Below are 13,750 nucleotides of genomic sequence, written 5' to 3'. Positions count from 1 at the left end.
GCATGATCCCGGGCAGTATAACCCCCTGACGATGGTTTATAGTATCGGCCTGTATCAATTCCAACGGAGATAACGATGAGTGAAACCTCGGAGATCAGTGCGCTGCGTCGTGAATATGTCGCGGCAGGCCTGCACCGTGCAGACATGCAGGCGGACCCGCTGCAGCAATTCGAGCAGTGGATGCAGTCAGCGCTGGAAGCACACCCGGATGATGCCACATCGATGACCCTGGCCACGGCGGATGCAGAAGGCTGGCCCTCTGCCCGCATCGTGCTGCTCAAGCGTTATGACTCCCGTGGGTTCTGCTGGTTCACGGATTTTCGCAGTGAGAAGGGGCAACACCTCGCGGAAAATCCGAAAGCGGAGTTGCTGTTCTACTGGCGCGGCCTTGAGCGTCAGGTGCGTATCCGTGGTCGAGTTGAACAGCTGCCCTACGCCGACGGGGAAACCTATTTCCATCAGCGTCCGCGTGGCAGCCAGCTCAGCGCCGCCATCTCCAGCCAGACCGAGGTTATTGACCACCGCTCAACGCTTGAGGAGAGAGTTGAAGCGCTGGACAGTCAGTACGCCGATCAGGTGATTCCCTGTCCGGAGACCTGGGGAGGCTACTGCCTGATACCGGAACATTTCGAGTTCTGGCAAGGGCGTGAAAATCGTCTGCACGACCGTTTCCGCTATACGCAGGTGGAAGGCCAGTGGCAGATTGAACGGTTACAGCCCTGAGGAGTGAGCGTGAAGATAACCCAGGATGCGCATGTGAGTTTTCATTATGCGCTTGAAAGTGAGGCTGGCGAGGTACTGGATGGTTCCCGCGATGGCGAACCGCTGACCTACATTCACGGACACCGTCAGATCGTTCCCGGCCTTGAAGCCGCCCTTGAAGGGCGTGAGCCGGGCGAGCGCTTTCGGCAGCGAGTCCCTGCGTCTGAAGGCTATGGCGAACGGGACAAAAGCAAGGTGCTTGAACTGGAACGTGAAGCCTTCGCCGGCATGCCGGGGCTCAAGATCGGCCTGTTCTGTCAGATTGAAGACGAACAGGGCGAGATGCGCCTGGGCAAGGTGGTGGCACTGGATACACGCCAGGTCACCGTTGATACCAACCATCCCTTTGCCGGTCAGGACCTCCTGTTCGATATAGAGGTGCTGTCCGTCCGTGCGGCAACCGCTCAGGAGCTGTCCGAGCTGGGCTGAGCCCTGCCTTTACCACTGGGCCGGTGTTCGCCGGCTCAGTTCACCTTCTCTCGCCACTGCAGGTCGCCGATCTGCACGTTCAACCAGTCAAAGCCAATCCTTCTGGCCACGGCCGATGCGCCGTCGAGGCTTTTGAACTCGCGTTCGCGCTTGGAACGCTGCAGGTTCAGCGTCACCACTTCCTGATCCCGGGTAATGAATTTCAGTGTCCAGCCGCGTGACATTGAAATCGGGATCGCCTGACAGGAATCGAATACACCCGCCTTGAACAGTAGTTTTATTTCCTTCTCTTGCATTGTCTTAATTCTTTTATGATTAGTCTTAACTACTTAATGAATAGTATATAAGCAATATCGATCATTTTCAAATCAATTGTGATTTTAATTATGTTATAACTGGTTGAAAATAAAGGATTTTTTAGGTCATGGTTTCAGGTTTGGTCAGGCCGAGAGGGAATGGTTTCTAGCCGATATAACATGTTGTTTTTAAAGGGTTTAAAATTCAGTGGGTAATAGAATGATTGGCTATTAATATATTATTTCTAATGCCTTGAGAGTGTTTTTTGGTATGTCAAAAACGAATTAAGAGATATCAATAAAAATTATTGAATAATCCTGAGCCGAAAGGGACCCGGCCGAGAGAAGGTGATCAGGCAGCAGGTGTGAACTCCGTCAGTGCGGGTATCAAGGGACTGCGAGAGGGGTGGAGCGGGGAGGCAGGCGCAGGCAGCCAGAGCCGCCTGCGGGGAAGCGTTTATTCGGTGCGGGTGCTTTCCAGGCGAGCCTTGAGGGCCGCTTCGATGGCATCCAGTTTGGCGCGCATGGCGTCGGTGCTGCTTTCGTCAGAGTTGGACGGGGAGTACTGGAACATGTCCAGCATCTCAACCAGGAAACTTTCTTCATTCATCTTGCTGAGCTGGGCCGGTGTCCACTGCTTGCGTTGGTACATACGAGTGCTCCTTTCAGGCATGGGTCTACTTCAGATATGGCTCAACAGCGGTGTATTTGCAAGTGATTCAGGGCCCTGTCGGAAGTGTTCATAAAATGAGCAAACTGAGTTGAGCCATGTCAATAATCCCCGGGCCTTAAGGGAGTATTCTGAACCTAACATTAGACAGCAACGATAAAGGTGATTGCGATGTTCGGGATCGATGCATACAGCTTTGGTACTCTGTGGCCCAGCCTGCTGGGCGTCGCGGGCATGTCCGCTGCGATGATCTGGGGTTTCCTCAAGGTCCGCAAGCTGATGAGTGAAGACGCACACAAGCACGGCAAGTAAGCCTGACCTCAGACGCTTGTGAATAATCCCCGCTGCGGCGGGGATTTCTGTTTCTGCCGGCACTGTCAGTCTCTGTTACCATTTCCGGTGAACAGTTGCAGCAGGAGCCGATGTGTCATCTCCCCAGCCCTACTTCATTCCGGTGGCCGAGCAAGAGGCCGAACTGGAAATCAAAAAAAGCCGCTTTATTGCCAGTCTTTGTCCAGTGACAGATGAGGCCGCCGCCAAAGCCTTCATCGAGCGCCAGCGTGCCCGCTTTCCGGGGGCCAACCATCATTGCTGGGCCTTTGTAACCGGCAGGCCGGATGCATCCACGGGTGTGGGCAGCAGTGATGACGGGGAACCTGCCGGTACGGCCGGGCGCCCCATGCTGGCGGTCCTGACCGGTGCGGATGTTGGGCAGGCGTGTGTCGTGGTGACCCGTTTTTTTGGCGGCACCAAGCTGGGAACCGGCGGTCTGGTTCGCGCCTACTCACAGGCCGTGCGAGCCGTTCTGGCCGAAACAGACCTTGAGCGCTGCGACCCAAAGGCCTGTTACCGGCTCAGTTATGATTACAGCCTTACCGCAACGGTGGAAGCGCTGTTGAACCGCTTCGATGTCAGCCTGTTGAATCAGGAGTTTACCGAGCGTGTGATGCTGGAATGCGCACTGCCGGTGAGCCAGAGCACCGCCTTTGAAGCTGAAGCGGCCGAAAGCCTGCATGGGCAGGCGGTTCTGAAACGGCTGGAGGCCGAGGCGGACTAGCCGTTGGCGTGAATCCACTCCAGCAGCGCACGTTCAAAACGGGTCAGCGGTGTCGGGCGGGGCATCTTCTCCGGCAGGCTGAGGCCGCTGATCATCAGCACGAACACATAACGCTCGCCTGATGCGGTATCCATATAGCCTGCCAGATTGCGTGTACCGTTGACGGTGCCGCTTTTGGCCTGAATGGCGCCTTTCAGCGGCGGTTGCCGAGTGCTGCGGCGATACTTCAATGTACCGTTTTGACCACTCACCGGTAAGACCTCATGGGTGACCATTTCGGGGTGCCGGGCAAGCCACTGCAGCAGGCCAGCGAGCTGTCGGGCCTGTACCAGGTTATCCCGGGACAGGCCTGAACCGTCTTCCAGCCGAGCCAGTGTCATATCAATACCGGTATGTTGATTGATCACTTCCTTGAGCTGGCGCTCCCCACGGGCGAAGCTGCCCGGTTGTCCTGTCAGAGAACCGAGATTCTTGAACACCAGGTCGGCAATCAGGTTATCGGAGTCCTGCAGCATGGTGGTCAGCAGCTGTTCCAGCGGAGCAGAGTAGACTTCCGCTACCTGTTGCCAGTCGCCTTCGCGTGTACCCGTTTTCACTTCGCCGCGCAGAACAATGCCAAGGCGCTTGAGCTCCTGCTGCACCAGAGCCTTGCCGTAGGCGACAGGGTCATTGATGGCAAAGTTGAGCGGTAATACCTCGCGCTGATTGCTCATGCAGCCACTGAGTTGATAGCGATTGCCGGGGCCCACGCGGGATTCCAGCGTGCACAGGCGATCATCCATCTGCCTGGGCGTCACGACCTCCACATCGGCCGTCACTTCAACGGGCTGGTGCGGGGGAACGTAAAAGCGGGCCGGGCGTTGCGGGCCCCGGTTGGTCAGGCTGGCCGCAACACAGTTGCCCTCAAGCGTCAGGGCGGCAGCGGGAGCACTGTAGCAGACACCGAGGTTGTTCCAGGGCCAGCCGATGGCACGATCGAAGCCGCTGAAATGACGGGTGTCCAGCAGCAGGTCGCCCTTGATTTCACGAATGTTGCGTTGGCGCAGCACGTCCAGCAGGTCGGCCAGTTGCTGTCGTGTCAGATCCGGGGCACCGCTGAACTGCAGCAGCCAGTCCCCGTTCCACTGGCCGCCTTTCTGTTGACCGCGTTGCCAGAGGCGGGTGGCAAACCGGTAGTCCCGTCCCAAAGCCAGCTCTGCGGCGGTCGCCGTAAACAGCTTTAGGGTGCTGGCGGGGGGCAGGAAACGGTCGTCTCGGTAATGAATCTGAAGCGGGGCGCTGGCGCTGAGCGGTTCCACCACCAGTGCCACCTGACTGCCTTCAGGGGCCTGGTCAATCAGGCTTTTCCACTCGCTGGCGTGGACAACGGGGGCCAGGATCAGGAGGATAATAACTCGAAGCAACATGATCGTGTGTCCTGCTGTGGGCGTAGCTCTCATTGTGCCAGAGCCCGACCGGGCAGGACAGCAAGTGCAACCCCGTGCGGAGATCTCATGACCGAGCCACACACGCCCAACCCTCTGATACCTGAATTATTGGCCCTGCTGCGTGCGGCCCCCGAGGGGATCAGCGAATTTTCCCTGATGAAGGGGCTAGCGGATCATGATGCGTTCGCGAACCTGTCGACGGATCAGCAGCTGCAGCTGTTTCAAAAGCACTTCATGATCATGCACGGGCTGTACACGCTTCAATCACGGCTTTGGTACGAGGAGGGGATGCGGCTTGAGATCTCCCCGCTCAGTGTCCGCCTTTACGAAGCGACGGAAATGAGTGCTGCCCAGGGGCAGGAGCTGCCGGGCCGGGAGGATCCATTAAAAGCCTACTATCTGGACTGGTCGCAGTTGGAAACGACCAGTGCCGAAGACGTGCGTCGCCTGATGCAGGGGTTCATGGACCAGTGTTCAGATCCGACTATCCGCAAACGTGCGTATGAGACACTGGGCCTTGAATCGGGTGCATCGGCAGCGGATGTACGGGCCCGATACCGTCAACTGGCCGCGCAGCATCATCCTGACCGAGGCGGCGACGGTGATGCCTTTATCGAAATTCGCCGCGCCTATGAAGTGTTGCGAAACACCGAGCTGTCGTAAAGATATGTAAAAGGCGCTGTGCCGGCGGGAACAATTCACTACTATTGCGGTTCACAGGAACGACTTAACCTACTTTGACAGGGAGCTGATGTGCGCGTCCATCTGATGTTGCCCTTTCTGGCCATGCTGACGGCCTGCAGTGCCCCACCTTCACTGGCACCCCCTTCGCCTGAGTTGCCCTCGAGCTGGTCGACTTCCGCACTGTCGGCCGAGCCAATGCCCGGCTGGCTGACATCGCTGAATGACCCGGTGCTGGAGCAGCTGGTGAGCGAGGCACTGGCGCATAATCCTTCGCTTGCCGCACAGCGTGAAGCCGTTGCCGCTGCAGTCGCTGCACTCAGTGCCACGGATGCCGACCGTTTTCCGGCGCTGTCGCTGGAGCTGGGCAGCCGGCGGCAAGAGGACAGCGATGCGGTTCAATCTCTGGATCTGAGCCTGAGCTGGACGCCGGATCTCTGGGGCGAGCTGGATGCCCGCAGCCGGCAGGCGGCGCTGCAATTTGCCGCAGAACAGGCCGCGCTGGATGAAGCGCGCGAAGCGCTGGTGGCCGAGGTCAGCCAGAACTGGTTCAAGCTGCAGGAAGCACAGATGCTGCTGGCGCTTTACACCCAGCGGCGCGACAACCTGCAACAGAATCTTGAAATCATCGAGTCCAACTACCGTCAGGGGCTGAGCGAAGCGCTGGACCTGTATCTGGCGCGCAACAATGTGAACGAGGAAGCCGCGCGGGTCGAGCAACAGCAGCAGGCGCTGGGAGAACTCAAGCGTTCACTGGAGCAGGCGCTGGGGCGTTACCCCTCCGCCGCCTTGAGTGCCGGCACCGAGCTGCCACTGCTTGAGGCCGATATTCCGGCCGGTTTGCCAGCCGACATCCTGCGGCGACGGCCCGACCTTCAGCAGGCCTGGCTCAATCTGATGGCTTCGGATGCGGCACTGGCCGCGGCACACCGTGATCGTTTTCCGGCCCTGACGCTCAGCGGCAGTTACGGCGGCAGCAGTGATACCCTGAGCAACCTGGTATCGTCCGGCAATCTGGCCTGGACGCTGGGGGCATCGCTGGTGCAAACCCTGTTTGATGCCGGGCGCAAGGAGGCGGTGCAGGATCAGGCACTGTCAGCGCGACGGGAACAGGAGCAGCGCTGGCTGGAAGCGGTCTTTGCCGCGCTGGTCGAAGTGGAAAACGCCCTGTCGGCCCGCACCCATCTGCAGGCCCGCTACCAGCTCTACCTGAAAGCCGAAAAAAATGCGCTGAACGCCGAGCAACTGGCGTTTGAACGCTACCGCAACGGTCTGGAAAGTTTCACCACCGTACTGGAAGCCCAGCGGCGCTCGCTGGATGCCCAGACCAGCGTGATCAACCTGCGCCAGCAACTGCTGACCAACCGAATCGAACTCTATCGTGCACTGGGTGGACGCTTCAGTGCCCGGATGACTGCTGAACCGGAGACGGACGCCTCATGATCAAGCGCCTATTGCCCTTTGTTGTTATCGGCCTGCTGGGGGCTGCCAGCTTTTTGATCTATCAGAATCCGCCGCAGGCACAGCGCGGGGCACCCCCGGCACCCAAGCGCATCAACGTGGAGGTGCAGACGCTTAAGGCGCAGCCTTTCAGAGTGCAGGTGCGCAGTTATGGGCGCATCGAACCACGCACCCAAAGCACTCTGCTGCCACAGGTATCCGGTGAGATTGTCTGGATCAATCCCGATTTCCGGGCCGGTGGCTTCTTTGAGGCCGGCGATGAGCTGGTTCGTCTGGACCCGCGTGACTACGAAACCGATCTGGCACAGGCAGAAGCCACCCTGATGGAAGCACGGCAAACGCTGGCCGAGGAACAGGCACGCAGTGCGCAGGCCGCAGCCGACTGGGCACGTTTGGGCAATTCCGGTGAGGCGCCTCCGCTGGTGCTGCGCAAGCCTCAGCTCAGTGCCGCCCGGGCAACTGTGGCGTCAGCGGAAGCGGCCCTGAAACAGGCTCGGCTCAATCTTGAGCGCACCCGCATCCGTGCGCCCTATGCCGGCCGGGTACTGGAAAAGTCCGTCGATCTGGGGCAGGTGGTGTCCAGTGGAACGACGCTGGGGCAGATTTATGCGGTCGACGTGCTGGAGGTGCGGCTGCCGCTGCAAAACCGGGATCTGGCCTACCTGCGCTTGCCGGAAGAGTACCGGGTGGAATACGGCGAGCCGTTTCAGCCGCCGGTCTCCATCCACTCGGATCTGATCCGCCCCGAAACCTGGCAGGGGCGCGTGGTGCAAACCGAGGGGGCCATTGATGAGGACAGCCGCCAGCTGCACGTACTGGCTCAGATTGAAGACCCTTACGGTGAAAAGGCCGTGGACCGCATACCGCTGAAGGTGGGACAGTATGTCACCGCACGTATTCAGGGGGTCGAAGTGGACGCTGCACTGGTGATTCCCAACCGGGCGATCTATCAGGGCACCTACGTCTACGTGGTGGAAGAGGGGGTGCTGCAACGTCGCAATATCGAAGTGGCCTGGCAGGATGACAGCCATGCCCTGATCGCGCAGGGGCTTGAGGACGGTGATCGTCTGGTGTTGACCTCGCTCGGTCAGGTCGTGTCGGGGACCCCGGTCCGGATTCAGGGCGACGCGGCCGAGCAGCCAAAGGCATCCGAAACCGCTCAGGCTGAGATGGCAGGAGAGGGCTCATGATCGCCTGGTTTGCACGTAACCACGTGGCCGCCAACCTGTTGATGGTCACCATCCTGTTTACCGGCCTGATGTCGCTGAAGCTGAACATTCCGCTGGAGATCTTTCCCAGCTTTGAATCGGACACCATCAGCGTGCAGATCAGCCTGCGTGGGGCAACGCCGGAGGATGCCGAGCTGAGTCTGGCCACACGGGTGGAGGAAGCGGTCAGCGATCTGGAAGGCATTGAAGAGATACGCAGCCGCTCCGTGGAAGGCGGTACCACGGTTACGCTGGAGGTGGACAAGGGCTATGACCCCCGCGAGCTGCTGGCCGATGTGAAATCACGGGTAGACGAGATCGGCACCTTTCCGAGCGAAGCCGAGGAGCCGGTCATCTCACTGGCTACCTTCAAGCGTGACGTGATCACCGTCTCGGTATCGGGCAACCTGACCGAGCAGGAGCTGCGCAGCTACGCCGAGCAGGTGCGTGATGACATCCTGCAGCTGGACGGCGTGACTCAGGCCGAGCTGGACGGGGTGCGCAGCTATGAGATCGGGGTGGAAATTTCACAGGATCAGTTGCGGGCCTACGACCTGACGCTGGGAGAAGTGGCCGAGCGCATAGCGGACAGCTCGCTGGACCTGTCGGCGGGGAATATCCGCACCGATGGCGGCGACATCCTGATTCGCTCCAAGGGGCAGGCCTACAGCCGGGACGAGTTCGAGTCACTGGTGATCAAAACGCATCCCGATGGCAGCCTGCTGCGGCTGGGTGATCTGGCACAGGTGAGTGACGGCTTCGAAGAGACGGCACTGCGCACCCGCTTTAACGGCTTGCCCGCCGCCATGATCGAGGTGTACCGGGTGGGTGATCAGAGTGCCATCGCGGTCGCGGATGCGGTGAAAAACTACATCGAGCGGCAGCAGCCGCTGCTGCCCGAGGGTTTGAATCTGGGCTACTGGGACGATGATTCCGAAATCGTCAAAAGCCGCATCAATACGCTGACGACCAACGCCATTCAGGGCGGTACTCTGGTGCTGTTGCTACTGACCCTTTTCCTGCGGCCCTCCATCGCGTTCTGGGTGTTTATCGGCATTCCGGTCAGCTTCATGGGGGCCTTTCTGGTGATGCCGGTGTTCGGTGTGACCCTGAATATCCTGTCGCTGTTCGGCTTTATCCTGGTGTTGGGGATCGTGGTCGATGACGCCATCGTAACGGGCGAAAATATCTACAGCCATCTGCGTGGCGCCGAAAGCGGCCTGCAGGCGGCCGTGCGCGGAACCCAGGAAGTGGCCGTACCGGTGACTTTCGGTGTGCTGACCACAGTGGCGGCGTTCTTGCCCATCGGCTTCATCGAGGGTGCCCGTGGCGCACTGTTTGCGCAGATTCCGGTGGTGGTGATTCCGGTTCTGCTGTTTTCCCTGATCGAATCCAAGTTTGTACTGCCGGCACACCTGAAGCATTTGAAACTGCGCCACGAGAACGTGGAGCAGCAGGGACGTCTGGCACAGATGCAGCAATCCTTTGCGGACGGCTTTGAGCGCTTTATCGTGCGCTACTATCGGCCGCTGCTTGATGTGGCATTGCGCAACCGGCTGACCACACTGGCGCTGTTTACCGGCGTATTCATTCTCATTCTGTCGATGGTGATGTCCGGCTGGACCCGGTTTGTCTTTTTCCCGCGGGTGCAGAGCGATACCGCACGGGTCACGCTTACCATGCCGAGCGGTACTCCCTTTGAAGTGACCGATCGGCATATCTACCGCATGGTTGAAGCGGCGCGCGAGTTGCAGGAGAACTATCGCAACCCCGAAACCGGTGAGAGTGTGATCATGAATATCTACTCCACCACCGGGGCTCACGGCAATGCCGAGGAGGGCCGGGTGCGCTTTGAACTGGTGCCCTCCGAAGAGCGTGAAGTGGATATCAGCACTCGCGAGATCGTCAGTGAGTGGCGCGAGCGTATCGGGCCGATTCCGGGGGCTGAAACCGTCGCTTTCCGGGCTGAAATTGGCCGTGCCAGTGACCCGGTTGACGTGCAGCTGCGCTCCAGTCGAGTCGCCGACCTGGAGGCCATGGCCGATGCGGTGAAAGCGCGACTGGCCACCTACCCGACCCTGTTCGACATTACCGACAACCTGTCGGATGGCAAGGAGGAGCTGCAGCTTGAGCTGACCGAGCAGGCGCACCTGCTGGGACTGACCCGCAGCGATATCATCCGTCAGGTGCGACAGAAGTTTTTCGGCATCGAGGTTCAGCGCGTCCAGCGTGGACGGGACGACGTGCGGGTGATGGTGCGCCTGCCGCTGCAGGAGCGACAGGCCGTGGCCGGGTTGCGCGATGTGCTGATCACCACCAGCACCGGGCAGGTGCCGCTGAACGTGGTCGCGCGTCTGGTGCCGGGCCAGAGCCCATCAGCGATCTACCGGGTCGATCAGCAGCGCACGGTCAGTGTTGTGGCGGACATGGACAAGCAGAATACCAATACGACGGTGCTGCAACGTGACCTCGAGCAGTTCCTGTCCGATCTGGTGCGGCAGTACCCGGGCGCCTCGTACAGCCTGGAAGGGGAGGCCCGTGAGCAGCGTGAATCCTTCTCGTCGCTGGCCATCGGCCTGGCCTTCGTGTTCTTCGTGATCTACAGCCTGCTGGCGATTCCCTTCCGCTCTTACCTGCAGCCGCTGATCGTGATGTCGGTGATTCCCTTCGGAGCCATAGGCGCCATCATCGGTCACTGGATCATGGGGATGGACCTCACCATCATGAGTCTGTTGGGTCTGATGGCGCTGATCGGTGTGGTGGTGAATGACAGCCTGGTACTGGTGGACTTCACCAATCGCCGCCGCCATGAGCTGCAGGAAGCGGGTGAGCACTCACATTACGAGGCGACGCTGCAGGCCGTGCTGATGGCCGGGGTAGCCCGTTTCCGGCCGGTCATGCTGACCTCCATGACCACCTTTATCGGCCTGATGCCACTGCTGTTCGAGAAAGCCGTACAGGCGCAGTTCCTGATTCCGATGGCGGTCTCACTGGGCTTTGGCATTATCTTCGCCACCCTGGTGACGCTGATAATGGTGCCGGTCAACTTCATGCTGCTGGAAGACCTGCGCCGGCTGGGGCGACGCCTCAAGGGTCAGCCTGATCCGGCTCAGGCGCGTTAACGGGCTCTCGGGTCTGGGCCGGCGGGGTCAGCCGCTGGTGCAGCCAGGCCAGTGCCAACAGCGCCAGTCCCAGCCCCATGAAGGAGGCCACGCGCCAGAGACCGGTCAGGCCGGCCATATCCACCAGGAACAGCTTGGCAACCACCACCAGCAGCAGGGCCATGCCGCCCTGGTAGAGTCCGCGCTGCTGGCGCCAGCTGCCCGCAATGAGCGCGCATGAAGCCAAAGCCAGCCACACCGCCGAATAGGTATAGAGTTCGCCATCCGGAGTGCGGTGGCTCAGATGAACCAGACCGTCCTGCCACAGGTGGCGAATTTCCAGCGACACAAACAGCAGCAGGTTAAGGCCTGCTGCAAGCCCGATCCAGCGTGCCAGTGCCTTGGGCAGCACGCGCCAGAGAATCAGCAGCAAAAGCGTGGGCGCGCCATAGCTGAGCAACAATTCATTCCAGACCGGCGTCCGGCTGATGCCGGTACTGCTCCACAGCGGGTTTTTCGACAGCAACACCACCAGCGTGTAACTGGCACCGGCCGCGAGCAGGTGCAGGGTGGCAATGATCTGATAGAAATGGGTCAGCACCCGACTCAGGCGGGCGCGCCAGAGGTAGACCAGACCGGCCGTGCCCCAGATCAGGGTATTGAGGCTCGCTTCCAGAAAACCGTATTCCGCTCTGAAAATATCCCCGTCATAGAGCCAGTAGCGCACTTCGGCTGCCAGTGTCAGCACCAGCAGGTGTGCGCCTGCCCCCTGCAGCCAGGCCGTCATCCGGGTGTCTCGACGCAGAATCCAGGCCGAGGCGAAGGCACAGACCGTGGCGCCACCACCGGTCCAGAGCGACCAGTGGGTGCTGCTGTCATAGCTGAGCACCCAGGGGTTGAAGGTCAGGCGGCATACCACCAGCGCCAGCACACCACGGATAATCCATGGCAGGTAGGCGAGTCGGTACCGCTCCTGCAACAGGGAGAGCGTAATCAGCTGGGCGGCAAACGCCAGTGTCAGCGTGGCACTGTCAAACCAGATCACGGCGGCGAGCGAAAGTCCCAGATGTGCACTGGTCAGCAGTATGACTTTCACCCGGTCGCTGAGGTTGTGCTCAAGGCTCATGCGTGCCAGTGCCAGGTAGACAAACCCCAGTACCAGTGCGCTGGCGCCCCAGGCCCAGTCGGCACTGAACGCGGTGAACAGGTAGTACCCCAGTGCCAGCATCAGCAGCGGCGTGAAGCAGCCCAGCCCGGTCCAGAACCCGGGGTAGCGGGTGCGGCGTGCCAGCCAGCCGGCGGCAGCGGTATAGAGCAGGGTCAGCATGACGAAGCGGGAGACGAGCGCAGCCTGAACGTCGGCAGACGGAGGTGTGAACACCCACTGACCCTGCTGGTAAGCGATCATGGGCACCAGAGTCGCTACGGCCATCGTCACCAGCATCAAGGCCGGCAAGGGGTTCAGAACGGGACGGCGGCTGGCCGCCAACAGCAGCAGTGCCGGCATCAGCAGCAAACTGGGGTAGCTGCTCAGGGGCAGGGTTTCCAGCGTGAGGGTGTACCCCTGCGCCAGCGTGAGCAGCAACAGCATGGGCATGACCGGCCAGTGCCGGTCGCTCCGGGTCTGTTTCAGCAGGGCGCACCAGCCATGCTCGTGGTCCTCCTGCCGTCGCAGCAGCCAGTCATAGCGGGGCACCGCCAGAAACAGATAGGCCAGTGCCAGCAGGTAGGTTGAACGGACACCCGTTGCCGGATTGGCACCCAGGCTTAATGCCCACCACAGCAGGCTGCCTCCGATGACACCCAGCCACAGCCATTGCCGCTGCACGTAGCCCAGCAGCCACAGGGAAAACAGACTGAGGATGGCGGCATAGACCAGTGCCAGTTCGATATCGCCACTGCCCGTATTGACCAGAATGGGCACCAGATACCCGCCCAGCATCCCGAGTGCGGCCAGTACCGGGCCATGCCGAAGCGCCAGTGCCAGCGTCGCAAAGGAGACCCCCGCCATGGCAGCAAAAATCAGGCCGGTTGATACCATGGGTAGCAGCTTGAAGGCGGCAAACAGGGCGGCATAGAGGATGATGCTGGCACCGCCGGCCAGAGCCGCAAACACGTTGTTTTGCCCCTGCTGCCGTCGCAGCCACTCGGCCGTTGCATGCAAGGCCGCGCCGGCGATCAGGGAGAGAATCACTCGGGCTTCGGGGCCCAGCAGGCCCTGCTCGATGGAGTAGCGCACCATGAATACGCCGGCCAGGCCTACACAGAGCCCGCCCAGCCAGATCATCCAGTGCTGCCGAATCGGGTGCACCCAGCCGGTCAGGCGTCCGGGACGTGTCGGGCGTTCGTTGTTTTCAGGTCGGACAGGCCTGTGACCGGTTATGCCCCAGGCGGCGTCGGCGTCCTGCTCAGAGGGCGCATCGGCAACGGCCGCATCCTGAGTGACGGGTGTGGGCGGGGGAGTGGCCGAGCGGATCCGGTTGGGCGTTTCTGATCCGCTGAGCTGGTCAAGCCGTTGCTGCAGTTGCTGAATATCGGCGCGCAGGGCGCGGGTGACAAACCAGGCGCGTATGCCCAGTGCTGCTCCCACCAGCAGAAACAGGGGGATAATCAGCAATAACCAGAATTCGTCCATTCTGCTCTCCGCTGCAGGTGCTA

General features: G+C 60.5%; 12 protein-coding genes. 8 read left to right on the top strand and 4 right to left on the bottom strand.

All coding sequences use genetic code 11. The features are described from left to right. The first annotated feature begins 75 nt into the window (after positions 1 to 75). Both pdxH and H9C73_RS03900 read left to right on the top strand, forming a co-directional pair. A complete protein-coding gene (gene pdxH, locus H9C73_RS03905) occupies positions 76 to 723 on the top strand; it encodes a pyridoxamine 5'-phosphate oxidase (RefSeq protein ID WP_209286484.1) in 648 nt (215 codons plus the stop codon). A 9-nt stretch (positions 724 to 732) separates the two neighbouring features. Then, positions 733 to 1,191 carry an FKBP-type peptidyl-prolyl cis-trans isomerase gene (locus H9C73_RS03900; protein WP_209286483.1) on the top strand — a complete coding sequence of 153 codons (459 nt, stop codon included), beginning with the start codon at positions 733 to 735 and terminating at the stop codon, positions 1,189 to 1,191. Between the two features lie 35 nt (positions 1,192 to 1,226). On the opposite strand, the gene H9C73_RS03895 is transcribed toward H9C73_RS03900, so the two are convergent. Then, positions 1,227 to 1,487 (bottom strand): hypothetical protein, encoded by a 261-nt coding sequence (locus H9C73_RS03895; protein WP_209286482.1) that lies wholly within the window; start codon positions 1,485 to 1,487, stop codon positions 1,227 to 1,229. A 457-nt stretch (positions 1,488 to 1,944) separates the two neighbouring features. Next, on the bottom strand, positions 1,945 to 2,139 hold the full coding sequence (locus H9C73_RS03890) for a hypothetical protein (RefSeq protein WP_209286481.1): 195 nt from the start codon (positions 2,137 to 2,139) through the stop codon (positions 1,945 to 1,947). A 189-nt stretch (positions 2,140 to 2,328) separates the two neighbouring features. Between H9C73_RS03890 and H9C73_RS03885 the strand changes: the two genes are divergently transcribed. Beyond that, the gene (locus tag H9C73_RS03885; RefSeq protein WP_209286480.1) at positions 2,329 to 2,469 is read left to right on the top strand and encodes a hypothetical protein; all 141 of its coding nucleotides are present in this window, start codon (positions 2,329 to 2,331) and stop codon (positions 2,467 to 2,469) included. Between the two features lie 112 nt (positions 2,470 to 2,581). After that, positions 2,582 to 3,214 carry a YigZ family protein gene (locus H9C73_RS03880; protein ID WP_328797936.1) on the top strand — a complete coding sequence of 211 codons (633 nt, stop codon included), beginning with the start codon at positions 2,582 to 2,584 and terminating at the stop codon, positions 3,212 to 3,214. On the opposite strand, the gene dacB is transcribed toward H9C73_RS03880, so the two are convergent. Continuing rightward, positions 3,211 to 4,620: a D-alanyl-D-alanine carboxypeptidase/D-alanyl-D-alanine endopeptidase gene (dacB, locus tag H9C73_RS03875; RefSeq protein ID WP_209286479.1), complete on the bottom strand. Its 1,410-nt coding sequence runs from the start codon at positions 4,618 to 4,620 to the stop codon at positions 3,211 to 3,213. The two genes, H9C73_RS03880 and dacB, sit on opposite strands and share 4 nt — an antisense overlap. 87 nt (positions 4,621 to 4,707) lie before the next feature. On the opposite strand from dacB, the gene H9C73_RS03870 reads away from it, so the two are divergent. From H9C73_RS03870 to H9C73_RS03855, 4 genes are all read left to right on the top strand, one after another. Next, on the top strand, positions 4,708 to 5,304 hold the full coding sequence (locus tag H9C73_RS03870) for a DNA-J related domain-containing protein (RefSeq protein WP_209286478.1): 597 nt from the start codon (positions 4,708 to 4,710) through the stop codon (positions 5,302 to 5,304). 90 nt (positions 5,305 to 5,394) lie between these two features. Beyond that, entirely contained in the window at positions 5,395 to 6,765 is a 1,371-nt protein-coding gene (locus H9C73_RS03865; protein WP_209286477.1) for an efflux transporter outer membrane subunit, read from the top strand. Beyond that, positions 6,762 to 7,973 carry an efflux RND transporter periplasmic adaptor subunit gene (locus tag H9C73_RS03860; protein ID WP_209286476.1) on the top strand — a complete coding sequence of 404 codons (1,212 nt, stop codon included), beginning with the start codon at positions 6,762 to 6,764 and terminating at the stop codon, positions 7,971 to 7,973. The genes H9C73_RS03865 and H9C73_RS03860 overlap by 4 nt, the downstream gene beginning before the upstream one ends. Next, positions 7,970 to 11,113, top strand: coding sequence for an efflux RND transporter permease subunit (locus tag H9C73_RS03855; RefSeq protein WP_209286475.1), 3,144 nt, complete (start codon positions 7,970 to 7,972; stop codon positions 11,111 to 11,113). Before H9C73_RS03860 ends, H9C73_RS03855 begins: the two co-directional genes overlap by 4 nt. On the opposite strand, the gene H9C73_RS03850 is transcribed toward H9C73_RS03855, so the two are convergent. Next, entirely contained in the window at positions 11,079 to 13,727 is a 2,649-nt protein-coding gene (locus H9C73_RS03850) for a DUF2339 domain-containing protein (protein ID WP_209286474.1), read from the bottom strand. The genes H9C73_RS03855 and H9C73_RS03850 overlap by 35 nt on opposite strands. Between the last annotated feature and the right edge of the window lie 23 nt (positions 13,728 to 13,750).

It is taken from the genome of Marinobacterium alkalitolerans, from assembly GCF_017776525.1.
GTDB lineage: Bacteria > Pseudomonadota > Gammaproteobacteria > Pseudomonadales > Balneatricaceae > Marinobacterium > Marinobacterium alkalitolerans.
This window is presented reverse-complemented; position numbering and strand designations above follow the sequence as displayed.